This window comes from Kiloniella sp., from assembly GCF_048270245.1.
GTDB lineage: Bacteria > Pseudomonadota > Alphaproteobacteria > Kiloniellales > Kiloniellaceae > Kiloniella.
The window spans coordinates 110918-136281 of the sequence record NZ_JBLWTH010000001.1 but is presented as its reverse complement, the minus strand read 5'-3'; the positions used below and the strand labels follow the sequence as shown (position 1 = coordinate 136281).

General features: G+C 45.2%; 30 protein-coding genes. 15 read left to right on the top strand and 15 right to left on the bottom strand.

The window, feature by feature from the left end:
* Nucleotides 1-10 precede the first annotated feature (10 nt).
* From pstB to phoB, 3 genes are read left to right on the top strand one after another with little or no spacing between them, the layout of a single operon-like run.
* Nucleotides 11-811, top strand: a complete 801-nt coding sequence (pstB, locus tag ACN0W5_RS00640; RefSeq protein ID WP_417453106.1) for a phosphate ABC transporter ATP-binding protein PstB — start codon at nucleotides 11-13, stop codon at nucleotides 809-811.
* 11 nt (nucleotides 812-822) lie between these two features.
* Nucleotides 823-1563, top strand: coding sequence for a phosphate signaling complex protein PhoU (gene phoU / locus ACN0W5_RS00635; RefSeq protein ID WP_417431348.1), 741 nt, complete (start codon nucleotides 823-825; stop codon nucleotides 1561-1563).
* A 4-nt stretch (nucleotides 1564-1567) separates the two neighbouring features.
* Nucleotides 1568-2284: a phosphate regulon transcriptional regulator PhoB gene (gene phoB, locus ACN0W5_RS00630; protein WP_082130429.1), complete on the top strand. Its 717-nt coding sequence runs from the start codon at nucleotides 1568-1570 to the stop codon at nucleotides 2282-2284.
* 99 nt (nucleotides 2285-2383) lie between these two features.
* Here the strand turns inward: phoB and ACN0W5_RS00625 are convergent, their stop codons facing one another.
* The gene (locus ACN0W5_RS00625) at nucleotides 2384-3364 is read right to left on the bottom strand and encodes a glycosyltransferase family 9 protein (RefSeq protein ID WP_417452354.1); all 981 of its coding nucleotides are present in this window, start codon (nucleotides 3362-3364) and stop codon (nucleotides 2384-2386) included.
* A gap of 241 nt (nucleotides 3365-3605) precedes the next feature.
* On the opposite strand from ACN0W5_RS00625, the gene ACN0W5_RS00620 reads away from it, so the two are divergent.
* The 4 genes from ACN0W5_RS00620 to ACN0W5_RS00605 all read left to right on the top strand — a co-directional run bounded on the left by ACN0W5_RS00620 (nucleotide 3606) and on the right by ACN0W5_RS00605 (nucleotide 8681).
* Nucleotides 3606-4547 (top strand): nitrilase-related carbon-nitrogen hydrolase, encoded by a 942-nt coding sequence (locus ACN0W5_RS00620; RefSeq protein WP_417452353.1) that lies wholly within the window; start codon nucleotides 3606-3608, stop codon nucleotides 4545-4547.
* A gap of 230 nt (nucleotides 4548-4777) precedes the next feature.
* Nucleotides 4778-6355 carry a SulP family inorganic anion transporter gene (locus tag ACN0W5_RS00615; RefSeq protein ID WP_417452352.1) on the top strand — a complete coding sequence of 526 codons (1578 nt, stop codon included), beginning with the start codon at nucleotides 4778-4780 and terminating at the stop codon, nucleotides 6353-6355.
* Between the two features lie 224 nt (nucleotides 6356-6579).
* Nucleotides 6580-7056 (top strand): DUF523 domain-containing protein, encoded by a 477-nt coding sequence (locus tag ACN0W5_RS00610; RefSeq protein ID WP_417452351.1) that lies wholly within the window; start codon nucleotides 6580-6582, stop codon nucleotides 7054-7056.
* Nucleotides 7057-7157: 101 nt separating this feature from the next.
* Complete coding sequence (locus ACN0W5_RS00605) at nucleotides 7158-8681, top strand: YifB family Mg chelatase-like AAA ATPase (RefSeq protein ID WP_417452350.1); 1524 nt, start codon at nucleotides 7158-7160, stop codon at nucleotides 8679-8681.
* Between the two features lie 75 nt (nucleotides 8682-8756).
* Here ACN0W5_RS00605 and ACN0W5_RS00600 read toward each other — a convergent pair whose 3' ends face one another.
* The gene (locus ACN0W5_RS00600; protein WP_299377758.1) at nucleotides 8757-9002 is read right to left on the bottom strand and encodes a ParB N-terminal domain-containing protein; all 246 of its coding nucleotides are present in this window, start codon (nucleotides 9000-9002) and stop codon (nucleotides 8757-8759) included.
* Between the two features lie 338 nt (nucleotides 9003-9340).
* On the opposite strand from ACN0W5_RS00600, the gene ACN0W5_RS00595 reads away from it, so the two are divergent.
* Nucleotides 9341-10882 carry a PAS domain-containing sensor histidine kinase gene (locus ACN0W5_RS00595; RefSeq protein WP_417452349.1) on the top strand — a complete coding sequence of 514 codons (1542 nt, stop codon included), beginning with the start codon at nucleotides 9341-9343 and terminating at the stop codon, nucleotides 10880-10882.
* 87 nt (nucleotides 10883-10969) lie between these two features.
* Here ACN0W5_RS00595 and ACN0W5_RS00590 read toward each other — a convergent pair whose 3' ends face one another.
* From ACN0W5_RS00590 to hisB, 7 genes are all read right to left on the bottom strand, one after another.
* Nucleotides 10970-11326 (bottom strand): HIT domain-containing protein, encoded by a 357-nt coding sequence (locus ACN0W5_RS00590; RefSeq protein ID WP_417452348.1) that lies wholly within the window; start codon nucleotides 11324-11326, stop codon nucleotides 10970-10972.
* 91 nt (nucleotides 11327-11417) lie between these two features.
* A complete protein-coding gene (locus ACN0W5_RS00585; RefSeq protein WP_417431365.1) occupies nucleotides 11418-11756 on the bottom strand; it encodes a phosphoribosyl-ATP diphosphatase in 339 nt (112 codons plus the stop codon).
* A gap of 20 nt (nucleotides 11757-11776) precedes the next feature.
* On the bottom strand, nucleotides 11777-12538 hold the full coding sequence (hisF, locus tag ACN0W5_RS00580; protein WP_299377750.1) for an imidazole glycerol phosphate synthase subunit HisF: 762 nt from the start codon (nucleotides 12536-12538) through the stop codon (nucleotides 11777-11779).
* A gap of 105 nt (nucleotides 12539-12643) precedes the next feature.
* Complete coding sequence (gene hisA / locus ACN0W5_RS00575) at nucleotides 12644-13384, bottom strand: 1-(5-phosphoribosyl)-5-[(5-phosphoribosylamino)methylideneamino]imidazole-4-carboxamide isomerase (RefSeq protein WP_417452347.1); 741 nt, start codon at nucleotides 13382-13384, stop codon at nucleotides 12644-12646.
* 12 nt (nucleotides 13385-13396) lie between these two features.
* Nucleotides 13397-13951: a GNAT family N-acetyltransferase gene (locus ACN0W5_RS00570; RefSeq protein ID WP_417452346.1), complete on the bottom strand. Its 555-nt coding sequence runs from the start codon at nucleotides 13949-13951 to the stop codon at nucleotides 13397-13399.
* Nucleotides 13948-14589, bottom strand: coding sequence for an imidazole glycerol phosphate synthase subunit HisH (gene hisH / locus ACN0W5_RS00565; protein WP_417452345.1), 642 nt, complete (start codon nucleotides 14587-14589; stop codon nucleotides 13948-13950). The genes ACN0W5_RS00570 and hisH overlap by 4 nt, the downstream gene beginning before the upstream one ends.
* A 53-nt stretch (nucleotides 14590-14642) precedes the next feature.
* The gene (gene hisB / locus ACN0W5_RS00560; RefSeq protein WP_417452344.1) at nucleotides 14643-15230 is read right to left on the bottom strand and encodes an imidazoleglycerol-phosphate dehydratase HisB; all 588 of its coding nucleotides are present in this window, start codon (nucleotides 15228-15230) and stop codon (nucleotides 14643-14645) included.
* A gap of 389 nt (nucleotides 15231-15619) precedes the next feature.
* Here hisB and hslV point away from each other — a divergent pair, with 389 nt between their 5' ends.
* The 5 genes from hslV (at nucleotide 15620) to msrA (ending at nucleotide 18933) form a co-directional block, all read left to right on the top strand.
* A complete protein-coding gene (hslV, locus tag ACN0W5_RS00555; protein ID WP_417452343.1) occupies nucleotides 15620-16195 on the top strand; it encodes an ATP-dependent protease subunit HslV in 576 nt (191 codons plus the stop codon).
* Nucleotides 16195-17529: an ATP-dependent protease ATPase subunit HslU gene (gene hslU, locus ACN0W5_RS00550; RefSeq protein ID WP_417452342.1), complete on the top strand. Its 1335-nt coding sequence runs from the start codon at nucleotides 16195-16197 to the stop codon at nucleotides 17527-17529. The genes hslV and hslU overlap by 1 nt, the downstream gene beginning before the upstream one ends.
* Before the next feature lie 20 nt (nucleotides 17530-17549).
* A complete protein-coding gene (locus tag ACN0W5_RS00545) occupies nucleotides 17550-17744 on the top strand; it encodes a DUF1737 domain-containing protein (RefSeq protein WP_417452341.1) in 195 nt (64 codons plus the stop codon).
* A gap of 235 nt (nucleotides 17745-17979) precedes the next feature.
* The gene (msrB, locus tag ACN0W5_RS00540) at nucleotides 17980-18426 is read left to right on the top strand and encodes a peptide-methionine (R)-S-oxide reductase MsrB (RefSeq protein ID WP_417452340.1); all 447 of its coding nucleotides are present in this window, start codon (nucleotides 17980-17982) and stop codon (nucleotides 18424-18426) included.
* A complete protein-coding gene (gene msrA / locus ACN0W5_RS00535; protein ID WP_417452339.1) occupies nucleotides 18427-18933 on the top strand; it encodes a peptide-methionine (S)-S-oxide reductase MsrA in 507 nt (168 codons plus the stop codon).
* A 123-nt stretch (nucleotides 18934-19056) separates the two neighbouring features.
* Here the strand turns inward: msrA and ACN0W5_RS00530 are convergent, their stop codons facing one another.
* The 4 genes from ACN0W5_RS00530 to ACN0W5_RS00515 all read right to left on the bottom strand — a co-directional run bounded on the left by ACN0W5_RS00530 (nucleotide 19057) and on the right by ACN0W5_RS00515 (nucleotide 22330).
* Nucleotides 19057-19440, bottom strand: a complete 384-nt coding sequence (locus ACN0W5_RS00530) for a helix-turn-helix domain-containing protein (RefSeq protein ID WP_417452338.1) — start codon at nucleotides 19438-19440, stop codon at nucleotides 19057-19059.
* A gap of 46 nt (nucleotides 19441-19486) precedes the next feature.
* A complete protein-coding gene (locus tag ACN0W5_RS00525) occupies nucleotides 19487-20089 on the bottom strand; it encodes a Smr/MutS family protein (protein WP_417452337.1) in 603 nt (200 codons plus the stop codon).
* 193 nt (nucleotides 20090-20282) lie between these two features.
* Nucleotides 20283-21530, bottom strand: a complete 1248-nt coding sequence (locus tag ACN0W5_RS00520; protein WP_417452336.1) for a murein transglycosylase A — start codon at nucleotides 21528-21530, stop codon at nucleotides 20283-20285.
* 65 nt (nucleotides 21531-21595) lie between these two features.
* Entirely contained in the window at nucleotides 21596-22330 is a 735-nt protein-coding gene (locus ACN0W5_RS00515) for a Tim44/TimA family putative adaptor protein (protein ID WP_417452335.1), read from the bottom strand.
* Nucleotides 22331-22456: 126 nt separating this feature from the next.
* Between ACN0W5_RS00515 and ACN0W5_RS00510 the strand changes: the two genes are divergently transcribed.
* The gene (locus ACN0W5_RS00510) at nucleotides 22457-23014 is read left to right on the top strand and encodes an FxsA family protein (RefSeq protein ID WP_417452334.1); all 558 of its coding nucleotides are present in this window, start codon (nucleotides 22457-22459) and stop codon (nucleotides 23012-23014) included.
* Nucleotides 23015-23033: 19 nt separating this feature from the next.
* On the opposite strand, the gene ACN0W5_RS00505 is transcribed toward ACN0W5_RS00510, so the two are convergent.
* Nucleotides 23034-23579: a thioredoxin family protein gene (locus ACN0W5_RS00505; protein WP_417452333.1), complete on the bottom strand. Its 546-nt coding sequence runs from the start codon at nucleotides 23577-23579 to the stop codon at nucleotides 23034-23036.
* 191 nt (nucleotides 23580-23770) lie between these two features.
* Between ACN0W5_RS00505 and ACN0W5_RS00500 the strand changes: the two genes are divergently transcribed.
* Nucleotides 23771-24328 (top strand): histidine phosphatase family protein, encoded by a 558-nt coding sequence (locus ACN0W5_RS00500; RefSeq protein ID WP_417452332.1) that lies wholly within the window; start codon nucleotides 23771-23773, stop codon nucleotides 24326-24328.
* Nucleotides 24329-24337: 9 nt separating this feature from the next.
* On the opposite strand, the gene ACN0W5_RS00495 is transcribed toward ACN0W5_RS00500, so the two are convergent.
* Nucleotides 24338-25216 (bottom strand): LysR family transcriptional regulator, encoded by an 879-nt coding sequence (locus ACN0W5_RS00495; RefSeq protein WP_417452331.1) that lies wholly within the window; start codon nucleotides 25214-25216, stop codon nucleotides 24338-24340.
* Between the last annotated feature and the right edge of the window lie 148 nt (nucleotides 25217-25364).

Sequence of the window (25364 nt, the reverse complement as noted above, 5' to 3'; positions counted from 1 at the left end):
GTCCTACGCTATGGATATGCAAAATTATACAACCCAATCAGAAACCGCTACCTCCGAGCCAAAAATCATGGCACGAGATGTAAATGTTTTCTACGGCCCCAGTCAGGCGCTAAAATCCATACAACTGGATATTGGTGCCAACGAGGTCACATCCCTGATCGGTCCGTCCGGTTGTGGCAAATCAACCTTTTTACGCTGCCTCAATCGCATGAACGATGTAATCGAAAATTGCACCGTTGAAGGGCGCATAAGTCTGGACGGTGTCGATCTTTACAATTCCGGTCTCGATCCCGTACTTCTCCGGGCACGTGTCGGGATGGTTTTCCAAAAACCAAACCCCTTTCCAAAATCCATCTTTGACAATATCGCCTATGGTCCTCGCTTACACGGAACTGTAAGCAACAAAGACGAACTGGATGAACGCGTAGAGAAAAGCCTCCGTCGCGCTGGTTTGTGGGATGAAGTCAAAGATCGTTTGGACAAACCAGGCACAGGCCTTTCGGGCGGACAGCAGCAACGCCTTTGTATTGCCCGTGCTATTGCAATTAATCCAGAAGTAATCCTGATGGATGAGCCATGTTCTGCTCTGGATCCAATTGCTACTGCAAAAATTGAAGAACTTATTGATGAGCTTAGAGAACGCTTTACAATCGTGATTGTAACGCACTCTATGCAACAAGCTGCCCGTGTGTCTCAACGAACAGCCTTCTTCCATTTGGGAGAATTGGTTGAAGTCGGAGAAACAGATCGTCTCTTTACCAGCCCACAAGATGATCGTACCCAAGGTTACATTACGGGAAGATTCGGGTAAGGAAGATGGATATGCCAGAAACCAAAGACCACATCGTCAGCTCATTTGACAAAGAACTTCGTACCATCCATGAGATTATAATTCGCATGGGTGGCATGGCAGAAAATCAACTGTCCGAAGCCGTCGATGCGCTTGTTCAACGCGACAGTGCAAAAGCTGAACTCGTCCGTAAAGAAGACGCAAAAATCGATGCGCTGGAAGAAGAATTGGAAGCCGCTGTCATTCAATTGATTGCCTTGCGCCAACCCGTTGCTAACGATCTTCGGGCCGTCATTGCTGCTTTTAAAATCTCGTCTGATCTTGAACGTATTGGTGATTATGCAAAGAACATTGCCAAGCGCAGTATTGCAATCAACCAAATGCCACCACAAAAATCCGTTACCAGCATTATGCGGATGTCACGACTGGTCCAGGAAATCGTCAAGGATACCCTTGATGCCTTTTCCAACAGCGACAAGGACCGCGCGATAGATGTGTGGCACCGGGATGAAGAAGTTGATGAAATGTACACTTCTTTGTTCCGCGAACTTCTAACTTACATGATGGAAGATCCACGGAATATCGGTGCCTGTACACACATGCTCTTTATCGCCAAAAACATCGAACGAATGGGCGATCATGCAACAAATATTGCTGAAACTATTTACTATTTATCGACCGGCGAACGTTTGGAAGGTAAACGCCCTAAAGGGGATCGCACCGCTTTTCAAATCCTTACCCCCGATGATGGGGAAGGCGAAGTAGAAATTTAACGTAATGGAAAAAAAGGATCTTTCCATGAAACCCTTGGCATTAGTCATTGAAGACGAAATCGCACTGACAACGTTGTTACGCTATAACCTTGAAAAAGAAGGTTTTCGTGTCAATGAAGCACATGATGGCGAAGAAGCCCTCCTTCGTGCAAAAGAAGAAGCCCCAGATCTAATTCTTCTGGATTGGATGCTCCCGCTTCTATCAGGCATTGAAGTTTGTCGTCAGCTACGTCGTCTGCCAGAAACCAAAGATGTGCCAATCATCATGCTAACAGCACGCGGTGAAGAAACAGACAAAATCAGAGGTCTGGATTCAGGTGCCGATGATTACATGACGAAACCGTTTTCACCTGCTGAGCTAGTTGCGCGTATTCGCGCCATCATGCGTCGAAGCAAACCGGAAACAGTAACCGAAGCACTTACTTTTGAAGACATCAACATGGATTTGGCTGCTTATAAAGTTTATCGCGGCGACCGCGAAGTTCATTTGGGTCCAACCGAATTCAAGTTGCTCCGTCATCTGATGCAAAACCCTGGACGTGTCTTTAGTCGCGAACAGTTACTTGATTCAGTTTGGGGTCACGATGTGTACGTTGAACCCCGCACAGTAGATGTTCATATCAGACGCCTCCGCAAAGTCCTGAACGAAGGTACTGAACAGGATCTAATTCGTACGGTACGTTCAGCGGGCTATGCTCTGGATCGCGCCAAAGCAGCTTAATTAAGCTGCTTTATTATAGAAATAGCCAATAATCCGATCCCTTATGTTTAAGACGTAGGTTATTGGCTATTTCTAATTCACCGCTTAAAGAACGATTGTTTACAAAAGCTTTTCAATCTCGCTCCACACCTGTTCTGACGTAACCTCGGAAATATCATCACTGGGCGAGATAACGGGCTTAATCCAATCACAGTACGCGAAATAATAGCTTTTGATAAAAATTCCCACCGCAGGCATGCTCGACATCGCAGCCAAGTTAAGACCAAAGCTATCGTTGCCTACGTAGAAATCACAGGATTGAAGCAAAGCATGACTATGGTGAAGCAACACCTTACGGGTTGTCAGGTCAATAAATCGGTCCGGGCTAGCGGTATTATCCAAGATACCTTGGGCAATCGGGGCGACATCACCAGCGCCAAACAACAGAATTTGCCCGGGATAATTTTCCAAAAGACGCTCTGCTATTTCCGAATATCCTTTAACACCCCACTGCTTGTAGGCCGCACTGGCATTAATACCTAAGGCGATCATTCTTGGTTTCTCTAGAAGTCCAATTCCCTCGAACGCAGCCTTAACAACGTGTTCGGGTTGCCGAAACCTGACATCACTATAATCGTAAGAAATACCCACATCATCCATGACCATAGCAGCATGATGCATGAAAGCTGGTAAGGGGACCTGTTTCGGCGTCAACGTTCCCTTGTTGAGGAAAAAACGGTTCCAGGAGCCTTTGAAATAATACCCATAACGGTTTTTGACACCCGCCATCATAATCGCGAATGAAATACCTGTCGATTTATGAAAAACAAATGCCGTATCAATCTCTGCCGCTTTCGTTAAACGACGTAACCTGCCTAAGTCAGCCTTGCCAGAAACGTCCTGATCCTTGGCGATAGGTAAAACCTGACTAACCATGTCAATTTCTGAGAAAAGTTCACTGATTTCCCGCCCTTTTTTACACGCGAGAACAATCGACTTTCCTTCAGATTTTTGTTGGATAGAACGAATAAACGGCATATGGAACAGAGTGTCACCTAGCCCACCGCCAGTTACCACAAGTGTTTTACCCAATTCTGACATTACTGGTTAAACCTTATTGATTATTCTAGATATTAATCCAGCCGCAACTATACTCAAAGAGTCTGCTAAAGAAAGAAAGGAATTAGACCAGCCTGCAAAGAGCTTAATAAATATTGCCACTTAGTAATAATGATATCTGTAAGGCTAAAATTACCGCTTTGCCAAATATCTTATCAAGGTGTAAGGATTTCCTTTAGAGACGTTCCCTATATCATAAGAACAATATTACAGGAGAATACGTGTGACTCTATCCCCGCTTAATATTGCACTCTGGGCTATAAATCTGGAACCCCCCCTAAAGTCTCTTGCAGATTGGATAGAGATTACCAGCCATCGGATGGAACAGGCTAAAGAGCAAGGGGCGAACCTGTTGCTCATGCCTGAATATGTTTCAGAGCAATGGATGTCCTTTGCCCCCGCTGGTATTGCACCCGACGAAGAAATTCCCTGGATGGCAACACAGGCAGCAGATGCGATTGATCAGCTAAAAGGCTTAGCGAAAACACATGAAATGGGGCTATTAGCAGGAACCTTTCCCGTTGCAATCGATACCAAAGACGAAGCCTCTGACTCGCCCGTCAATGATAACAGTGGGTTTTACAACAGGGCACATCTGTTCTTGCCCGATGGGCGATATATCACACAGGATAAGCTGTGCCTGACCCCAAGTGAACAAGATCCCCAAGCATGGTGTTTGACACCGGGGAGCAAAGTAAAGGTTTTTAACTGGCAGGGGCTGCGGATCGCCATCCTGATTTGTTTGGATGTGGAAATGCCGGCTTTATCCTCTCTGATAGCCGATCACGATATTGATTTGATCCTTGTACCATCGATGACATCAAAACTTGCGGGCTATAATCGCGTTTTTGGCTGTGCAAAAGCCAGGGCCATCGAATTACAGGCCGCAATCGCCGCTGTCGGCCCAATCGGTGCAACACGATTTCTAGGTAAAAAAAGGCAAAACCAAACCTCTGCCGCCGCTGTCTACATTCCCTGTGAAGAAAGCCTTGGACATATTGGGGTTGCTACCGAAATTTCACCGACGGACACCACTGTTGGGCAGGGACCTTTGATCGTTGCCAAAGATGTACCCTTTGCGGAAATTCGCAGGTTGCGAAACGGTAAAGCAGAAGTTTGGCCAGGTGCTTGGGATGCAGATCATATCTTTGTTGAAGAAGAATAGAATAGTGGCCTAATTTACCTGTTTGATCAGCTATCCTTGCCTTCGATATGTGTTCAACACATACCCCACAGAACAGACAAGGCGCAGATTAGATATTTTCTAAAGTAAATAAATTTGTTAGAAGCGCGCCAGTATAGAAACATGGCGACTTTTTCCAAGAGGTAAAGATCGCCCTTAATTCGGTCATTGGGCAACCCCCATGGCCTTAAAAAGATCCGATCGGATACCAGATGAAAGCCTACAATTTTTGCGACCCGAAAAATATCAAAGCTGATGTTCTCTCGGGATTAACTGTTGCTCTTGCTCTTGTACCAGAGGCTGTCGCCTTTGCTTTCGTGGCACAGGTCGATCCTCTGGTTGGCCTATATGCTGCCTTTATTGTCGGTTTGATTACCTCATTAATCGGGGGACGTCCGGGAATGATTTCTGGCGCCACAGGGGCACTCGCCGTTGTGATGGTCGCCCTAGTTGTTTCGCATGGGGTACAATACCTATTTGCCGCCGTGGTTCTGATGGGTATCTTGCAAATTCTTGCTGGTATCTTCAAACTCGGGAAATTTATTCGCCTAGTTCCACACCCTGTAATGCTTGGCTTTGTGAACGGGTTGGCCATTGTCATCTTCCTCGCCCAGCTATCCCAGTTCAAAGTGAACCCAACAGATCCCAGTAGCGAATGGCTGAGCGGTGCAACACTTTATATCATGCTAGGTCTTGTTGCCCTAACAATGGCAATTAGCTTTCTCTTGCCAAAGGTTACAAATCTGATTCCGGCACCATTGGCTGCCATTGCTGTGGTCACTACGGTTGTTATTGGTTTCGGACTTGATATTCCAACCGTTGGTAACATGGCGTCTATCGCAGGTGGCTTGCCAGAGTTTCATATTCCAAGCGTCCCCTTAACGCTTGAAACTCTCTATATCATTTTTCCATATTCACTTATCCTTGCCGCTATTGGCCTGATTGAATCGCTGCTAACCCTGACCTTGATTGATGAAATCACCGAAACCAAAGGTCGCACATCACAGGAATGTATGGGGCAGGGCGTTGCAAATCTTGTGACCGGTTTCTTTGGTGGTATGGGTGGCTGTGCCATGATCGGCCAGTCCATGATCAATATCAAATCCGGTGGTAAAGCACGCCTTTCAGGTGTCGCGGCTGCAGTCTTCTTGTTGATCTTTATTCTCTTTGCTTCGGACCTTATTGAACTTATCCCACTGGCCGCACTGGTCGGGGTGATGTTTATGGTCGTAATCGGCACGTTTGAATGGTCAAGTTTCCGCATTCTGCACCGCATTCCAAAATCAGATGCTTTTGTCTTGATTTTAGTCTCTGGTGTCACAGTTTATAGTGACCTTGCCATTGCCGTTGTTGTCGGTGTGCTCGTTTCTTCCCTGGTCTTTGCCTGGAACTCTGCCAAGCATATCTATGCACGCGTCGGCACCACAGAAGACGGCAAGACAACAGTCTATGAGATTTCTGGCCCATTGTTCTTTGGGTCAATCAGCTCGTTCCGAGACCTTTTTGATCCCGCTAATGATGCGGATGATGTCGTTGTAGATTTCCGGAATGCCCGTGTTTGGGATCATTCAGGCCTAGAAGCAATCGACGGCTTGGCTGAACGCTACACCCGCAGAGGAAAAACGCTGCACCTGCGTCATCTAAGCCCTGATTGTCGTCATCTACTTGAGAAGTCTGTCAGCATGGTCGAAGAAGATAAAGAAGGCGATCCACACTATGGTGTTTTTGTTGATTACAACGAAATGTACCATGAAGACAATGAAATCGCTGATAAAGCTCAAAAGGTGTAAGCCTCAAGCGCCATAACCGACTCGAATAAAGAGGGCTTTTTTTGCCCTCTTTATTTTTTTGTTTTTCTAATTCTGAGGAAAAACATAAATCATGTTGGCAGATATTTGCATGATCACATACGCTTTGTGTAATAAGACACTATCAGCAAGTGTTAAACTGTCTCGAAATATAAATCATATGAACATTCACGGAAATTCAGTGCACTGATTGAGAAGCAGTCATCATGAGCAACAGTACGCAAAAATCAGATCCACAGATACTTGTAAGCGCCTGCCTGATGGGAAAACCAGTGCGATATGATGGACGATACGCATCCCAAGGGTCAGAAAAGCTTCATCAACTACATAAACAAGGACGCATTGTCTTGCTTTGCCCTGAAGTTGCCGGTGGACTGCCAACCCCTAGAGCACCAGCGGAACGCATAGCGAACCTTATACAAAGCCAAACAGGCGAAGATTTAACCAATGCCTTTACACACGGGGCGAAAAAAGCACTCACCTTGTGCCAAAATCACAACATCAAAATTGCCATTCTCAAAGAAGGTAGTCCCTCTTGCGGTAGTGATTTTATTTATGATGGTTCCTTTACCGGAACAAAAATCAATGGCGCAGGTATTGTCACAGATCTGTTACGCGCCAACGGCATTTCTGTTTTCAATGAACATAGTATTGAACGTGCTCTTGATCTCGCAAACATCTAAATAGATACAATAAATTATACACAAAAAATAAATTTCTTCTTTTACGTGCAATAAAGAATGTTACACTAAGTTCTCTTTTTGTTCCATCCAGGTAAAAGCAGATGACTGTTCAGATCAATACCGTCTCTTTTCAGGGGATAGAAGTTCGGGACATCGAAGTTCAAGTCCAGTTATCAAGTGGGTTACCCGCCTTTCACATTGTCGGATTACCAGACAAAGCCGTCGCCGAGAGCCGCGAGCGAGTCCGCGCAGCCTTAACCGCAATCGGACTAGCTCTTCCGCCGAAAAGAATCACAGTAAACTTAGCCCCGGCGGACCTACAGAAAGAGGGGAGTCATTACGACCTTCCCATAGCACTAGGTATCCTTGCCGCCATGGAAATTGTCCCCGCAAGTGAATTAACGACCTACCTGGTGCTGGGTGAACTGGCTCTGGATGGGACCATACGGGCTGTAAACGGTATCTTGCCCGCTGCGTTACAGGCGTTGGCAAGCGATAAGGGTATAATCTGCCCTGAAAGCCAAGGTGTGGAAGCCGCATGGGTAAAAGGATTAGAAATTATTGCTCCCTCCAGCCTATTAGCGCTCACAAATCATATCAATGGACGTCAAATACTTTCAGCACCCAAAACAGTCCTACCCCACCCAGAACCAGACCGCCGGCACCTTCCGGATCTAAGGGATGTAAAGGGGCAAGAAACGGCTAAACGGGTGCTTGAAATCGCTGCTGCCGGTGGCCACCATTTGCTTTTCAATGGTCCTCCCGGCTCTGGAAAATCAATGCTTGCTTCTCGACTGCCATCAATTTTGCCAACGCTGTTACCAGAAGAAATTTTAGAAGTCAGTATGATTCATTCCCTCGCTGGCCTGTTAAAAAATGGTACGTTAGAAAGCCTACGTCCTTACAGAGATCCTCATCATTCGGCCTCTGCGCCTGCTATTGCAGGCGGTGGTCCCAAAGCAAAACCCGGAGAAATATCATTGGCACACAGAGGTGTTCTCTTCCTCGATGAACTTCCAGAGTTTAACCGCAACGTGCTCGAGACGTTACGCCAGCCTTTGGAAACTGGCAAAATCTCCATTGCCCGAGCAGAAGCCCATATTACCTACCCTGCACGCGTTCAGATGGTTGCCGCGATGAATCCCTGTCGTTGTGGCGAAGTCGACCCTGTAACTCAGATCTGTGCCCGAGGGCCTAGGTGTAGCACCCAATATCAAGCCCGTATTTCAGCCCCACTTTATGATCGCATAGACCTCTATCTCGACGTCCCACCTGTTAGAGCATCTGATTTATCTCTGCCACCCCCTAAAGAAAGCAGCCACGATGTTGCACTGCGGGTCCAGACTGCGCGTGATATCCAAACACAACGATACGCAGTCTATCCAAAACAAAACCGTCCCCATTGCAACGCCGAGGTAGAAGGCGAAATTCTGGATAAAATTGCTTTCTTGGGACCTAGGGAGAAGGAATTGATGCAGCAAGCATCAGAAAAATTCAAACTTTCGGCCAGAGCCTACCATCGTGTCCTTAAAGTTTCCCGGACCATCGCCGATCTCGACAATCAGGATATGATTCAGACGAAACACATTGCCGAAGCCCTGCGTTATAGAAAGCCCCAAAAGTAGTAGCTGTTAAGTGAAAACTACACGAGAAAAAAGAAAACCTAGAAAACTTTAAACTTAATAGAGGCCCACACACAGCTATCTTTGCTTGGCATGCAATATGTGCCCTTTAATCGTAGTTTCCCCCAAAGCCTTACGAGCTTCGAGACGGTGAACCCCTCGCAACAACACATAACGACCTTTGCCCTGACGAACGCTTATAGGGTTCTGTTCCTCCTCGTCCATTATCTTGTCAGCCGTAAGCTTTAATTTTTCAGGGTCAAGTTCTTTACGACGATCAGCTGGTACATAAATCTCGTCTATGTTTAGGGTATGAACCTTCATTATTTTATTTCTCCCTACCCTTAGCAATCATTCTGATTCATCTAAACACTATAGCCTTTACCGCCATTTTTTTACTAAGAGGGCGAAAATTTCTCTAAAATAAGTGAGACTCCGCATGAATCCAAGCTTTTACGACATGTATTTCTAACTAAATTTCAACTTTAAGTTTGTAAAAAGTATAATTTTCAAATCTTCATAAAAACAACCATGATCCATAACTTACTGATTCACAATATAAATAAAATTTCTCTAAAATTTTACTAAAATCACACTCAACTTATGCTTATAATTAATAACTACTTGTGCGTTTGTCCCACATAATTTCAACAGGACTCGCAATGTTAGCAATAAATGAAATCAAGTCACTACACCCAGAAGAAGTAAATGATACTGGTTCATGCGAAAGTCTCGTAAATAACTGTCCTTATGGCATGTACCGTACTGACTGTGACGGATATTTTTCCGCAGTAAATCCTGCTTATGTAAGGCTTTTTGGTCTTAATACAGTTGAAGAATTTTACGCATATACACGTTCACCAAATTGCCAGCTTTATACTGATCCTGACCTACGCAGAAACCTTTATAGTCAGCTTCAACAGAAAAATCAGTTAAGCCAAATTGTCTATCAGATATTCAAAGTCAACGGCACAACCCAGTGGGTAAAAGAACACTGCGTCGCTATACGGGATAAGTATGGGTCAATAATTGCTTTCGAAGGTTATGTAGAACCAGCGGATAAACAGGACGATTCAACTGAAACCAACTTACGGCCCGAAGCCAGATTCAAAGCTATTTTTGACCAGGTACAAAACATAGCAGTTCAAGGATACGATAAGAACAGACAAGTTATATACTGGAATGACGCCAGTACTAAGCTTTATGGATATACAGAAAAAGAAGCCTTAGGGAAAAAATTAGAAAACCTGATTATTCCTGATGAAATGCGAGATCACGTTATCAATGCCCACCAAATCTGGCTCACTAAAAATACGCCGATACCTTCCGGAGAAATAAGACTAAGAAATAAAAACGGCGATCAAATACCTGTTTATTCCAGTCACGTCATGCTTTTAAATTCCGATCAAGAACATGAAATGTATTGCATTGATGTTGAATTGACGGAAATAAAAAAGATCGAGCGCGCGCTACGAATTGCCAAAGATCATGCGGAAAGTGCAAGTATGGCAAAAACCGCTTTCCTTTCGGCAATGACCCACGAACTACGGACACCTCTCAACGCTATTATTGGCTTTTCCGAAGTAATGGAACAAAAAATATTTGGCGATCTGGGACACCCTCGATATCAGGAATACGTAAGTGATATTCACAGTAGCGGTAGCCATCTCTTGGGAATTATCAATGATATTCTTGATCTTACGATGATCGAAGCAGGTGAACTAAATCTATGTAAAACAAGTGTTTGCCTTCGGAAGACAATTACTCACGCCCTTCAGATCGCACAGCGAAAAGCGATCAACACAGGTATTTCACTACAAACAAATATCCCCAAAGATATTCCCCTTATTCTTATCGATGAAAGAAGTTTGAAACAGATTTTACTCAATCTAGTATCTAACGCGCTTAAATTTACCAATGATCAAGGTGTCGTCACTATCAGTGCTAACTATTCAGCAAAAAATGGCTTTAACATCCACATTGATGACACTGGTATTGGCATGAGTGAAGCTGAAATTAAACTGGCGTTGCGTCCCTTTACCCAGGTTGACCACAGCTTAGAACGGAAATATGAAGGAACAGGGTTGGGACTGCCGCTTTCAAGGTCACTAACCGTTATAAATGGGGGTAACCTCAGGCTGACAAGCGTCAAAGGCACAGGGACAAATATTATCCTTCATTTCCCGGCTGATATGACAGTATGATATTAGAATTGTACACGACATACAAAAACGGAGGCAATCATGCCTCCATTTAAAATTAAACTTCTATCCTAGGGTAAAGATGGAAAGTTAATTAAAGCATCCTCCAAGATCAGCACCACCAAGCAAATGTACATGATAATGTGGCACTTCCTGATGCGCGTGAGCTGCGTGGTTTGAAATCACCCGATACCCGGATTCAACAATGCCCTTTTCTTTCGCAATCTCGCCAATAGCTCTGTTCAAGGAAACGATTTCATCAGCCGATGCTTTTTCATAAAAATCAGCAGATGAAACATAAGGTCCTTTTGGAATAATCAAAATATGAATTGGGGCCTTGCGGGAAATATCATTGAAAGCGAAAACATGTTCATTTTCAAAAACTTTCTCACAAGGAATCTCGCCTCTAAGAATTTTTGCAAAGATATTATTTTGATCATAGGCCATTGTTATTATTCCTTTTAAGTCCGAGCACTATATAAAACAGCAGCCTAAATGATCCGTCAAGGTTACCTGTAGATCCAGCTACACCATAAGATCAGTATTTTATACGAGACGCTTTCTCGGCAATACCGGAAATACCCTTACGGCCTTCCAGTGCTTCCCAGACATCGCATGGTTTTACGCCTCTCGCTTCCCAAAGAACTAAAAGATGGTAAAGCAAATCAGCTGATTCAGCCGCAAGCTCTTCTTTTGACCCACCCACGGCTTCAATAACGGTTTCAACAGCTTCTTCACCAACCTTCTGGGCAATTTTGTTCACGCCCTTTGAAAAGAGGCGTGCCGTATGTGATTCATCCGGATTATCATCTTTACGACTGACTATAACGTGGTGGAGTTCATCTAGAATATCTGCCGAGAGTTTCTTTTTCGCCATTTGTCTGATCCAATATTTGTCTAGACAGCTCTAACAGGGACACCTGCCTGTGCCATATGCTCTTTCGCTTCTGCAATACTGTAGGTACCAAAGTGGAAGATCGATGCCGCGAGAACTGCTGTTGCATGACCTTCTTTAACCCCATCAACCAAATGATCAAGGTTTCCAACACCACCAGAAGCAATCACAGGGATACGCACAGCATCAGCAATCGCCCGGGTTAGCGGTAAATTGTATCCCTGCTTGGTACCGTCACGGTCCATAGAGGTGAGAAGCAACTCGCCGGCACCATACCGTTCCATCTTTTGCGCCCATTCAACCGCATCCAGACCTGTTTCCTCGCGTCCGCCATGCGTGAAAATTTCATACTTACCCGGCGCAACCTGTTTTGCATCAATTGCAACAACAATGCACTGAGAGCCAAACTTTTCACTGGCTTCTTTGACAAATTCAGGATTGGTAACAGCGGTTGTGTTAATGGAAACCTTATCTGCCCCTGCAAGTAACAGACTTCTGATGTCTTCGAGTGTTCGAATGCCACCGCCAACGGTCAAGGGCATAAAGCACTCTTCAGCCGTTTGCGAAACCACATCCAGCATAATGTCCCGCTTTTCATGACTTGCGGTAATATCCAGAAAACAAAGCTCATCAGCGCCGGCTTTGTCATAAAGGCGTGCCTGTTCAACCGGATCACCAGCGTCACGCAATCCAACAAAATTCACGCCCTTTACAACGCGTCCGTCTTTCACATCAAGACAGGGAATTATTCTTGCCTTAAGCATTTAACTCTCCGGAACTTCTGAGGTTTTCACCCCGTATATCAACTGTAATATCAAGCGGTTTACTGCCGATTACAAATGACAGTTTGATTATGTCTTCAAACCACACTATTTCGCTTCAATAACACCAGAAGCAATAGAAAGTGCTTCTTTCGCATCAATACGACCATCATAAATGGACCGACCGCAAATCACCCCTTCAATCCCCGCATCTTCAACCATCTTCAACTGTTTTATATCCTCAACCGAAGCAACGCCACCAGATGCAATCACAGGAATAGAAATCGCCCGCGCCAAGTTGGCCGTAGAATCAACATTACACCCCTGCAGCAGGCCGTCGCGATCGATGTCAGTATAAACGATTGCACTGACACCAGCATCTTCAAACTTACGGGCCAGATCTGTTGCTTTTAGATCACTAGTTTCTGCCCAGCCCTCGGTCGCAACCATGCCACCCCGGGCATCAATCCCGACAACGATTTTACCCGGAAATTTTTTACAGGCTTCCATAACCAGTTCTGGGTTTTTAACAGCCACTGTTCCCAAAATAACACGTGTAACCCCAGCATCCAGCCACTGTTCGATGGTCTTGATATCGCGAATGCCACCACCAAGCTGTGTTGGCATGGAAACTGTCTTTACAATATTTTCAACGGCAGCACGATTCACTGGACGGCCTTCAAAGGCGCCGTTCAAATCAACCATATGCAGAAATTCAAATCCAGCGTCTTCAAACTCTTTTGCTTGCGCCGCAGGATTAGTATTAAAAACGGTCGCCGTATCCATTTCACCTTTCAACAGGCGAACGGCTGCCCCATCCTTCAGATCAATTGCCGGAAATACGATCATGGTCTTCTATCCTCAGGAGTTATTCAAAAGCTTGCTGTAGTAGTGCCCAGCGACCCACTGGCCATCAACCTTGGCATAGCTGTGTTGCGTGCCCCAACGTGTGAAACCCAGTTGCTCATATACACGAATAGCCTGTTTCTGTGTTTCACGTACATCGAGGTTGAGAACACTTAATTGGCGTTCTTTCGCCGCAAGTTCAACCGCCTTGACCATCCGGGCCGCCAGCCCGTGACCACGTGCCCAAGGTGCCAAAAAGAAGGAAGACAACTGACCGGAATGGGCCTGTGCTTCGTTGTTTCGGGGCTTGCAGTGCAGTTGAGCTGATCCACAAATAGTGCCATCAAGCCGCGCCACAAAAATCTGCCGATCAGGCACAAGAAGTGCCCCACGCCAATGATTTTCCAGTGTATCGCGTTCGGGAACCCGCAGCCATCCAAAGCCACCACCATCTTCAATAGCAGCTTCGGTCGCGTCGCAAAGATCATAGAGATCCGGTCCGCGAAATTCTGTTAGTTCGTTCACCCCAACTGTAGGGGCACGATCTGGCATAGTAGGCGTTGCGTTCATGGTTTCCACTTCAGGAAATTGGCAAATAGACTCAAACCAGCAGCTTGAGATTTTTCAGGGTGAAATTGAGTACCAATCAAATTATCGCGTCCGATAACAGCAACGACCTTGTGACCATACTCAACTTCGGCAAGGATATGATCCCGATTTTCAGGGATATAGTGATAGCTGTGGACAAAGTAAATATGCGTCCCGTTTTCAAGTCCGTTCAAAACAGGGGTTTTCTGCAGGACACTCAGCTCATTCCACCCCATATGTGGGATCTTCAGACTTTGGTCTTCCGGATCCATTTTTATAACTTCGCCAGGGATCCAGCCCAGACCTTCGCAGTCTCTGTATTCACGTCCAACAGACGCCATAAGCTGCATGCCCACACAAACCCCCATGAAGGGTTTACCACCTTGAATTACCTGTTCCTGAAGAACATCAACCATACCTTCAGCAGCGTTTAAACCGCGCCAACAATCAGCAAAAGCCCCAACACCAGGTAATACAATACGATCTGCTTTTCGTACCTGTTCCGGATCACTCGTCACTACAACAGAGGTCCCTAGGCCAGTTTCAGCAGCAGCACGCTCAAAAGCCTTTGCGGCCGAGCGTAAATTTCCAGATCCATAGTCAATGATCGCGAGCGTCATTTTCAATGCCTCATCACGTTTACGTTGAAAAGTTTGCTATCAACTCAGATTGATCAGAGCACACCTTTGGTTGAGGGAACTTCATCTGCTTTGCGGGGATCAATCTCGATCGCTTCACGAATGGATCGCGCTAAAGCTTTGAAACAGGATTCGACAATATGGTGATTGTTAAAGCCATGAATCTGATCCACGTGCAACGTCATTCCCGCATTAAAGGCAAAGGCCTGAAACCACTCTCGGAAGAGTTCAGTATCCATATCGCCAATTTTATCGCGATCAAAAGTCACGTTCCAAACCAGATAGGGACGATTGGACAGGTCCAGTGCGACCCTGCTCAAAGCTTCATCCATGGGTAAAAGACAGGAACCATACCGACGAATGCCCTTGCGATCACCCAAAGCCTGTTTAAAGGCCTGTCCCAACGCAATACCCACATCTTCGGCGGTATGGTGAAAGTCAATGTGCAAGTCACCCTTGGCACGCAACGTTATATCCATCAAGGAATGTCGAGAAAGCTGTTCGATCATATGATCAAGAAATCCAACACCTGTTTCCACATCATATTTACCGGAACCATCCAGATTAATGGTTGTCGTAATTTGCGTTTCGTTGGTGTTACGCTCGATACTTGCTTGCCGCACGGGGTATCCTTCCCAATGACTGATCGGATGCATTGACCCAGAAGTCTATCCGAAAATTGTCTAAACTGTCCTAAATTGTATAGACGACTAAACAGCTTTTTCTCTAGTAAAGCCGCGGCTTTTGTAGCAGGTCAGCCCCCTCGATACCAGAGAGATTTATTCCATCACACAGATTAAAACATCAGAGATCCATTTTTGACCAAAAACATTCTTAAATAGATTAAAGAAATGACCTTTTGCTGTGGTTGTCATCCCCTGTCTTAGCTTGTATTACCTAATGATCAGAAGAAGATTACGAAAACAGGTTGCTGAAAAAGTACATTAATTTCCCTCTTTCTCAGCATAAACATACTTTTCTCGTATGATCATCCCTTGACGTGAAGCAGTGAATGGACCATTTCAAAACAATGTCTGAACACGATCCAATTAAATGGCGCGGCACGACCATCTTGTCTGTCCGCAAAGGTAACAAGGTTGTTATAGCCGGCGATGGCCAAGTGAGCCTGGGCAACACCGTTATCAAAGCAAATGCACGTAAAGTGCGTCGACTGGGCAAAGGCGATGTTATCGCTGGCTTTGCCGGGGCGACTGCCGATGCATTCACTCTTTTTGAACGTCTGGAAGCTAAGCTGGAAAGCTATCCAAGCCAACTGACACGTGCTTGTGTTGAAATGGCAAAGGATTGGCGGACCGATCGCTATCTACGCAGACTTGAGGCAATGATGGTTGTTGCTGATTCCACAACGTCTTTGATTTTAACGGGTAACGGCGATGTTCTGGAACCAGAAGATGGTCTAATGGGCATTGGGTCCGGCGGGTCGTTCGCCCTGTCTGCAGCAAAGGCGCTTATTGATATCGATGGTATGGAAGCAGAAGAAATTGCTAGAAAATCCCTTGGTATCGCCGCTGATATCTGCGTTTTCACTAATTCTAATTTGATCGTCGAAAGTATGGACGCCAAATAATGACCGAAAATAACACTCAACACACCAGCGCCTTTAGCCCGCGTGAAATCGTATCAGAACTAGATCGCTACATCGTTGGCCAAAATGAGGCCAAACGTGCTGTTGCCATCGCCCTGCGTAATCGCTGGAGACGTCAACAGCTTAGCGACGAGATGCGCGAAGAAGTTCTTCCAAAAAACATCCTTATGATCGGTCCGACCGGGGTTGGTAAAACCGAAATCGCCCGTCGCTTGGCAAAACTTGCCAATGCGCCTTTCCTGAAAGTAGAAGCAACCAAGTTCACCGAGGTTGGTTATGTAGGCCGCGATGTTGAACAGATCATTCGTGATCTTGTTGATGCGTCCATTCTGTTGACAAAAGAAAGCCAACGTAAATCTGTTCAGGCAAAAGCGGAACAGAATGCAGAAAACCGCGTTCTTGATGCCTTGGTTGGCGATGGGTCAAGCGAAGAAACCCGACAAAAATTCCGGAAAATGCTCCGCGAAGGGCAGCTGAACGACAAAGAGATCGAAGTTGAGGTGACCGATCATGGTGGCATGCAAATGCCAACCATGGATATTCCCGGTATGCCAGGCGCAAGCATGGGGATGCTCAATCTGGGTGATATCTTTGGCAAAGGCTTTGGTCAAAAAACCAAGAAGCGCCGTCTGAAAGTCGAAGAATCTTATGAGCTTCTGATGACAGAAGAAAGCGACAAGCTGCTGGATGAAGAAAGCCTTGTCCAAGACGCCATCCGCAATGTTGAGCAGAACGGCATCGTATTCCTGGACGAGATCGACAAAATCACCATCCGTTCAGAACGTTCCGGTGGCGATGTCAGCCGGGAAGGGGTTCAGCGCGATCTTCTGCCTTTGATCGAGGGAACAACCGTCAGCACCAAACATGGTGCCGTTAAAACTGATCATATTCTCTTCATCGCTTCCGGTGCATTCCACCTGTCCAAACCATCGGACATGTTGCCAGAGCTTCAGGGACGTTTGCCTATTCGCGTAGAGCTAAACGCCCTGAGCCGTGACGATATGAAACGTATCCTCATGGAGCCGGAAAACAGCCTGATTAAGCAGTATATTGCCTTGATGGGTACCGAAGAGCTAATACTTTCCTTTGAAGATTCTGCGATTGATGCCCTTGCGGATCTTGCAGCCGAAATTAATACCTCTGTTGAAAACATCGGTGCCCGCCGTCTTCATACCGTGCTTGAAAAACTGTTGGAAGAAATCTCTTTCACCGCAACAGACAGAAGTGGCGAAAGCGTGACAATCACAGCTGATGATGTAACAGAACAGGTATCTGGCCTCGCCAAAGATACTGATTTGTCGAAATTTATTCTCTAATTGCCAGAGACAAAGGAAAGATGATGAAACTAGGATATCGTTTTATCACTGGTAAAGATGACGACAAGTTTTGCAAACGCATCTCTCAGGCTTTGGAAGATGGTTACCAACTCCATGGGTCTCCATCTCTGACTTTCAACGGCGAAGATGTAATCTGTGGACAAGCTGTTATCTGGCCAAAAAACAAAGAGCCTGAAGGCAAAGAGAAAGACTGAGCCACGTTACCGATCAATTAACATTGGTAATGTAGCTCATTCAGCGACACGACAAAATGCAGGTGAATATTTCACCTGCATTTTTCTTCACCATCGACTAAAGAAAACCATATAGCTCACAAACAGTTCTCCATAATTCTCTCTTCACATAAAGTTTATGGCTGGAACACTTGGCATTTACGACCCACGCGCCCCATATCCCAATAAGAAATGATGATAAAAGGATCTTGTTGGCATGAAGACCTATAAAAAAAATAAAGAAGCGATTGCACAGCTGACCCCCGAACAATACAGGGTGACACAGGAAAATGGGACGGAGCGTCCCTATACTGGCGAATATCTCGAAAACAAAGATGTTGGTATCTATGTGGATATCGTTTCTGGCGAACCCCTATTTGCTTCATCAGACAAATATGAGAGTCACTGTGGGTGGCCAAGCTTCACCAAACCAATTGTGCCTACACACGTTGCTGAACTCAGGGATAGTACCCATGGAATGGAGCGCGTGGAAGTAAGATCCAAACATGGCGATAGTCATTTGGGACATGTTTTCACAGACGGGCCGACTGACAAAGGCGGCCTGAGGTACTGTATTAATTCTGCTTCACTGAAATTTATTGCAAAAAGTGACATGGAAGTAGAAGGTTACGGTGAATATCTAGATCAAGTAGAGGACGTATAGATGACTGAAAAAGCCATATTGGCCGGCGGCTGTTTTTGGGGCATGCAGGATTTGATCAGAAAGCTTCCCGGTGTGGAAGAAACCCGGGTCGGCTATACGGGTGGCGATGTTGAAAATGCAACTTACCGCAATCACGGCACCCATGCTGAGGGTATTGAAATTTTATATGATCCAGCACAAATTTCCTATCGACAGCTTCTGGAATTTTTTTTCCAAATCCATGATCCTTCCACGCCTAATCAGCAAGGGAATGATCGTGGCGCAGCCTATCGTTCTGCCATTTATTATACCAACGAAGACCAGCGACAAATAGCCATAGATACCATTGCCGATGTCGATGCCAGCGGCTTATGGCCTGGCAAGGTCGTAACCGAGGTAAAATCTGCGGGTGATTTCTGGGAAGCAGAGGCCGAGCATCAAGACTATCTTGAAAATGTACCCAATGGTTATACCTGCCACTTCCCACGTCCAAACTGGAAGCTGCCCAAACGGGAAGTCGCAGAATAACATCCAATTATTTTAAATTTGAAAAGATTTAATCACAGTAAAAGGCGCTTTCAAGCGCCTTTTTAAACCCTGAACATGAAAGTGTCCGAAATAAATCTCGGTAAGATTAAACCTAAAAGCCCACTATTCAGAAGAAGAGTCCAGATTGTCATCAAACTCTTCTCCCATAACTTTCATCATGACTTCGATTTGTTGGTCATCCAGCGCCGATATTTTTTCGGCGAGGCAGTTCGCAAAGTAAGTCGCTTTTGGCGATAATCCTGCGGTATTTACAGATACCTTCGGGTCAGATCTTATCGCCAGTTCTTCCAACTCTTCCGCATCATCCCAGATAATATTGAGATACTGACACACCCGATGCACAAAACGGCGGCTTGGCTGCCCCCGGTGCCCGTGTTCAATGGACGACAGATACGCGGACGAGACCCCAAGACCTTTTGCCATATCCTTGAGAGTAATTTTACGTTCTGCGCGAATTTCGCGCAACTTGTGTCCAAAGGGTGTCATAAAAACTTTATATAGCAATTACAGCGATGTATCGAGCAAGCAGTCTCTAACTTTCTCGCCGCCTTTTCAAGAGAACATATAAAGCCCCACTACCACCATGGTAATGTTTGGCATGGCTAAAGGCTAAAATAGCGCTGCGATTTGGTTCTTCATTCAGCCAATAGGGCACCATAGATTTCAAAACACCCTGTGATTGAGGTCCTGACCCCTTGCCGGTGATTACAATCACATTCCGCAGATCTCGCGCACGACAATCATAGATAAAACGTTCCAAAGAAGTTTGCGCCTGTGTCTGTGTCTGCCCATGCAGATCCAGCACGGCCTCTATAGGAAGTTTTCCCTTGATAAAACGCTCAGCCTGTCGCCGATCCATATTTTCGACCTGTCCGTGGCTCAGAGGTCCCGAATTTTGTTTCTTCTTACTTGGCCTCGGGGTCGTTGGGGCATGGCGATAGGATTTGAAAGGCTGATCCTCTTTCAAATTTGGAATGTCGGCTTCTATATGATCCGGGTCAAATTTCGGCTGAGGCAAAGCCCGACCAAAGACAAAATAATCCCTGTTCTCTAAGGGCTTCACCGTCGTAGAGACAGAACGCCAGAGATCCGAATCCTTCATTTTTGAAGATATATTATTATCTTTTTTGGCCACGCAGTATCACCGGAATAATGAGGAGACTCAAACGTCTCTTTTTGCCGTCTCTTCTTGCGCCAATTATACTGTCAGTTACGCGCAACTGATGCGGAGGTAATCAAGTTACCTGAAAATTGCAAGGATCTTCTCTGTTATTCCGTCCAAAAGAAGATGCTTCACCCTAGCCACTTACTTGTTCTGCCCAGAATCGTTAAGGCGAAATGTTTTTTGGTAAAACTGTCTTTGGTAGCAACAGGTAATATTGCCCCTTTTGCTTCATTTTACCGGCCTGAGCCAGGGCAGGTTCCCCCGGTCCCCAAAAGAAATCCCCTCTGACAGGCCCGCGAATAGCACTGCCAGTATCCTGAGCAACCATTAACCTCTGCAACGGCTTCTGCGTGCCAGGCCATGTGGTATCCAGCCAAAGAGGGACGCCAAGGGGCATATGACGGGGATCAACAGCAAGAGAACGTTCTGGCGTCAGCGCAACACCCATTGCGCCAATAGGTCCATCACCTTCTATTTTTCGGAAAAAAATAAATCTGTTATTCCGCTGCATAAGTTCATTGGCTTTTTCAGGGTTTTCTCTAAGCCACGTCCTGATGGACTGCATAGACATCTGATCACGAGGGATAATCTTTTCGTCAATCAACGCCCGACCAATAGCATAGAATTTATGCCCATTGTTCCCTGCGTATCCTACACGGACAACCTGACCATCCGGCAATTTTACCAAACCGGATCCCTGTACATGAAGGAAAAACACATCCACAGGATCATCAGACCAGATCACTTCTAGATTTTGGTTCTCAAGAGCACCATCATCAATCTCGGTGCGGTTATGATAAGGCACCAGTCGATTGCCTTTGACCTTTCCAACTATGGTTGTTCCTTTGAGCTCCTTATCAAAATCGCTCAAACGAACAGAGACCAGATCAGATGGCACATCGTAAAGGGGATATTTATAGGTCTCGTCTTTGGTAAAAGATCCGTTTAATTCAGCTTCGTAATACCCGGTAAAAAGACCTTCGGGCTCAGCATTATTCTTTACATGATAAGGCGTAAGGTTTTCTTGCAGCCAAACCCCAAAGTCACTGTGATTATCCAAATTTGACATAAAAAGCTGCAGATCGTGACACAAAGCTTTCCAGTCTGCAGCTGTGCCAGCAATGCCTTCTGGCCCTACTTTTTTAGTATCCGGCCACTTTTGATACCTTACACAGCTTCTTTCCAGTGCCGGATAAGCTTTGAACAATTCGTCATCATGCCAGCCCGGCAGAGCTTCGTACCCAACAAGACTGAGGGTCAGGGTTTCTTCAATTGTTACGCTGGGGGCAGGGGTCTTGGCAGCTTGATCACAACTGGATAATGAAATGGCCGCAGCGGGTATAGAGATCAGCAATAATCTTCTGAAAATCTGCTGTCTCTGAATAGAATCAAACCACGAAGAAATCTGCAAAGCCACCCCCATGGCTACCAAATAAGCTGATAGCCCGTCATCAAAGATTAAACCTGTGTAGAAGCTTAATTGGGACTACGCGTTTCCACCAGTAACCAATTTGGGTCTTTACTTCTTGTATCTCGGGTAAAGGTCCAGATATCGGTGACCTTGGAAACGTGATTTGGATCTCCAGAAACAGTATTTCCATCTTTATCACGGGTTACATTAACCTGTTCCGATACAAACTTGACAGTAACAACAGCATGACGCCCGGACATTTCGGCATCAATGATATCCACATCATTGATACCAACCATAACGGTTTCATGCGTTTGCTTCAGAGATTCACGCTCATCAATAGCTGATTTGAAGTCGTGATAGACTTCATCATCCAATAGATTACGAAGAGTTTTTGTATCTCCGTCAGCAAAAGACCCAATGATCATTTCGAAAGCAGACCCGGCGCCTTGGACAAATTCAGCAGGGTCAAAAGACCGATCTGACATCTGAATAGCAGAAAGCCCTTCGGCCAGTGCAGAATCAGATGGCAGAACATCCACTGCGACTTTGCCGCCATGCAAAGAACCCGTACGGATTTCTTTATTTGGCGTTTCGCTAGAATCCAGAAACTGTGAGTCGTCACTATGTCGATCTTCGCGATTAGGTAAATTAACGACATTGTCGTTTTCAGCACGATCCTGAAAAGGGTCGTGATCGGGCTTCTCATCAAAGCCTGTGCGCTTACCAAGCGTACTGCGAAGTCTGAGGACGAGGAAAACTGCTACTGCAGCAAGAAGAATGATATCGAAAAAAGGCAAGTTGTTACCCATGTATGATTTGATTCAATAAATATCGATCAGCTACTAGTGAGAAACGACATTAATCACTATATTCATAATCACTTAATATAGATTAAATAGGCAAGTGCTTAAGAAAGAGCAAGTATGGGAATTGTTTTCCTTATTCTTTTTATCGGTATTCCACTGTTGGAAATCGCCGTTTTGATTCAAGTTGGCGATCAGATCGGCCTTTGGAGCACGATCGGTTTAATTATTTTGACGGCCGTCATCGGTACCGGGATGCTTCGTCATCAGGGCATTGCAACAATAATGAATGCCCAAAAGCAACTTAATCAGGGTGCTGTGCCCGCAAAAGAACTCTTCGATGGACTATGTCTTTTAGCCGCAGGGGCACTTTTACTTACCCCCGGATTTGTTACTGATAGCATTGGCTTTACCCTTCTTGTCCCTCCTGTACGAGAGTTACTTCGAAATACATTAGGCAAAAGAATCTCTCATGGATTACAAAATTCAAGATTCCAAAGCCAAGGCTTCCAAAATCAAAACTTCCGGGACCAAGGTTTTTCCAACCACCCACATTCAGATAATTCCAACGGAAAATCCCCCTTTGGCAAGGCTGGGTCCTGGAACAAAAATGACGACACTGTAATTGATGGTGATTATCAAGACGTCACTGAAACAGACAAAGATCGCCTGAACTAATCCCTTATCCTTATCGCGATTATCGCCATTTGATAGAGCACCCCATAGAAGCAATCTGCTCTGCGGGTCCTTGGCCATGTTTGGCAACACCGAGCATGGCTTCAAGAAGCTCTGGTCTTGCATTTGGAACTATCTGGGCAGTTGAGGCATTCAAACGACCCCGATATTGCAAGCCGTCTTTGGCGTCAAAGCCAAAGAAATCCGGGGTACACACCGCATCATAGGCCTGCGCAACATTCTGACTTTCATCCAACAAGTAGGGGAAACTAAAATCGTTATCCCTACTAAATTTCTTCATGTTTTCCGGGGAATCATCTGAGTAATTCCGATAATCATTGGACATAATCATCGCGACACCAATACCCACGTCCTGCAACTTTTTGGCATCAACCACGAGATCCCCGATTATTGCTTTTACATAAGGACAATGATTACAGATAAACGCGATTAACGTGCCATTTGTTCCTCTTATGTCATCCAGGCTGATTAACTTACCGCCAAGATCCGGTAATTTAAAAGCAGGTGCAGACCACCCAAAATCACAAATAGGTGTTTTGATAAGCATGAATTATATCCCCTGAAATGCTTTTTGCTTTATAAAACCCTGAATACAACACCAATCACACTATTTGATTAAATCGTGCTATTTAGTTTTCAAGATTCCAATCTCTGTATATTCTCTCCCCTTGCAACTGGTGATCACAATCCTCTTTTACCAGATGCAGAAGGCATCGGACCTAACAAACGGGATAAAAAATGTACCTTCTCAGACACGGACAATCCGAGTTTAACGTAACTTATGCAAAAACACGTATTGATCCGAACATTCCGGACCCGGAATTAACTGATGAAGGTCGGTCACAAATCCATGCCGCTGCCCAACATTTAAAAGACAAAGATATAACCAAAATTTTGGTAAGCCCCTATACAAGAACCCTTCAAACTGCCGAAATTGTCAGTGATATTCTAAACTTACCTGTTCAGATTGAAGCACTCGTCCGCGAACACGCCTTTTTTTCCTGTGATATTGGATCTCCATCATCAAAGCTATCTCAGGAATGGCCACATCTGGACTTTGAACATCTATCAGAATACTGGTGGCCGGATTTAAATGAAACGGAACATCAGGTGAAATTGAGAGGTCAGGAGTTTCAGAAAAAAATGCTCGCATTTAGTGACTGGTCAAAAACACTGGTTGTTAGTCATTGGGCATTTATTCGTGGCTTAACCGGTCAAGAAGTAGATAACGGTGCCATCCTTAATATAGACCTTCAATCCCTCTCGATTGATAGCGCTATCTCAACGACAAAGTAACCACCACCCTTAGGAAACATCCCGGGTTATGTCCTGTGTAAGTTGACGCATCCACTGATGAGCCGGGTCTCTATCATTGCGTTGGTGCCAGATAAGTTTGATATCCACATCACGTACCGAAAACGGTGGCTCAAAAACCTGTAGTTCATAGCGTTCGAGAAAAGGTTGTACCAGCTCCATCGTCGTCGTCGCAATTAAATCACTGTTGGATACAATAATCGGACTTGCCATATTTGATGCAACCGTTGCCGCAATATTACGCTTAACAGCAAGCGGTAAAAGAATGTCATCCAAATATGAATGCCTGTTCCCATCGTTCGAGAACACTAAGTGCCGAGCCTTTTTATAATCTGCCAAACTAAGCTGTCCCTGAATAAAGGGATGATCTTTTGCTGCAATCACAACGTGGTGGCTTTTGAATAGCTTTAATGTTTTGAAACGGGCGGGTGGGGAGTGACAAACCGTTGCAGCCATATCCAACTTATTATTTTCCATCATTTCAATGAGCTTGGAAAGCGGATGTGGATATAAGCTAATAGACAGATTAGGTGCCTCTTTCGAAAACCGATCAAGAATAAGCGGTGCATAGCGGGCAACCGCATGGTCGGGAAGGCCAAAATGAAAAATACGGTCAGAAGTCCTGGGATCAAAGCTTGATGGTTGTGTTATAACACCGTTGATTTGCAAAATAGCCTGAAAAATTGGTTCAGCAATCTCGTCAGAACGTGCCGTTGGATCAACACCATTTTTAGAGCGGATAAAAAGAGGATCATCCAGTGCGTGCCTTAATCTTTGCAGTGCATGGCTCACAGCTGATTGCGACAAACCAAGATGATCGGCTGCACGCGAAATATTCCTTTCCGAATAGATTGCGTTAAAAATTTTCAATAAATTCAGATCAACATTAACATTATGAATTTTATGCATGTTAATTATAATAAATATGCAGTGGCATAATATCCAGATCTATTCAAAATAATTGGTACCAAGATAAACAGGCGGCTCTTTCCTTGGGACTGCTTAAAATTAAAGCCAT

Bases quoted from the DNA above. Each gene is read 5' to 3' on its own strand.
- pstB (WP_417453106.1), top strand. From the start codon at position 11: ATGGATATGCAAAATTATACAACCCAATCAGAAACCGCTACCTCCGAG.
- phoU (WP_417431348.1), top strand. From the start codon at position 823: ATGCCAGAAACCAAAGACCACATCGTCAGCTCATTTGACAAAGAACTT.
- phoB (WP_082130429.1), top strand. From the start codon at position 1,568: ATGGAAAAAAAGGATCTTTCCATGAAACCCTTGGCATTAGTCATTGAA.
- ACN0W5_RS00625 (WP_417452354.1), bottom strand. From the start codon at position 3,364: ATGTCAGAATTGGGTAAAACACTTGTGGTAACTGGCGGTGGGCTAGGT.
- ACN0W5_RS00615 (WP_417452352.1), top strand. From the start codon at position 4,778: ATGAAAGCCTACAATTTTTGCGACCCGAAAAATATCAAAGCTGATGTT.
- ACN0W5_RS00610 (WP_417452351.1), top strand. From the start codon at position 6,580: ATGAGCAACAGTACGCAAAAATCAGATCCACAGATACTTGTAAGCGCC.
- ACN0W5_RS00605 (WP_417452350.1), top strand. From the start codon at position 7,158: ATGACTGTTCAGATCAATACCGTCTCTTTTCAGGGGATAGAAGTTCGG.
- ACN0W5_RS00600 (WP_299377758.1), bottom strand. From the start codon at position 9,002: ATGAAGGTTCATACCCTAAACATAGACGAGATTTATGTACCAGCTGAT.
- ACN0W5_RS00595 (WP_417452349.1), top strand. From the start codon at position 9,341: ATGTTAGCAATAAATGAAATCAAGTCACTACACCCAGAAGAAGTAAAT.
- ACN0W5_RS00590 (WP_417452348.1), bottom strand. From the start codon at position 11,326: ATGGCCTATGATCAAAATAATATCTTTGCAAAAATTCTTAGAGGCGAG.
- ACN0W5_RS00585 (WP_417431365.1), bottom strand. From the start codon at position 11,756: ATGGCGAAAAAGAAACTCTCGGCAGATATTCTAGATGAACTCCACCAC.
- hisF (WP_299377750.1), bottom strand. From the start codon at position 12,538: ATGCTTAAGGCAAGAATAATTCCCTGTCTTGATGTGAAAGACGGACGC.
- hisA (WP_417452347.1), bottom strand. From the start codon at position 13,384: ATGATCGTATTTCCGGCAATTGATCTGAAGGATGGGGCAGCCGTTCGC.
- ACN0W5_RS00570 (WP_417452346.1), bottom strand. From the start codon at position 13,951: ATGAACGCAACGCCTACTATGCCAGATCGTGCCCCTACAGTTGGGGTG.
- hisH (WP_417452345.1), bottom strand. From the start codon at position 14,589: ATGACGCTCGCGATCATTGACTATGGATCTGGAAATTTACGCTCGGCC.
- hslV (WP_417452343.1), top strand. From the start codon at position 15,620: ATGGACCATTTCAAAACAATGTCTGAACACGATCCAATTAAATGGCGC.
- hslU (WP_417452342.1), top strand. From the start codon at position 16,195: ATGACCGAAAATAACACTCAACACACCAGCGCCTTTAGCCCGCGTGAA.
- ACN0W5_RS00545 (WP_417452341.1), top strand. From the start codon at position 17,550: ATGATGAAACTAGGATATCGTTTTATCACTGGTAAAGATGACGACAAG.
- msrB (WP_417452340.1), top strand. From the start codon at position 17,980: ATGAAGACCTATAAAAAAAATAAAGAAGCGATTGCACAGCTGACCCCC.
- msrA (WP_417452339.1), top strand. From the start codon at position 18,427: ATGACTGAAAAAGCCATATTGGCCGGCGGCTGTTTTTGGGGCATGCAG.
- ACN0W5_RS00530 (WP_417452338.1), bottom strand. From the start codon at position 19,440: ATGACACCCTTTGGACACAAGTTGCGCGAAATTCGCGCAGAACGTAAA.
- ACN0W5_RS00510 (WP_417452334.1), top strand. From the start codon at position 22,457: ATGGGAATTGTTTTCCTTATTCTTTTTATCGGTATTCCACTGTTGGAA.
- ACN0W5_RS00505 (WP_417452333.1), bottom strand. From the start codon at position 23,579: ATGCTTATCAAAACACCTATTTGTGATTTTGGGTGGTCTGCACCTGCT.
- ACN0W5_RS00500 (WP_417452332.1), top strand. From the start codon at position 23,771: ATGTACCTTCTCAGACACGGACAATCCGAGTTTAACGTAACTTATGCA.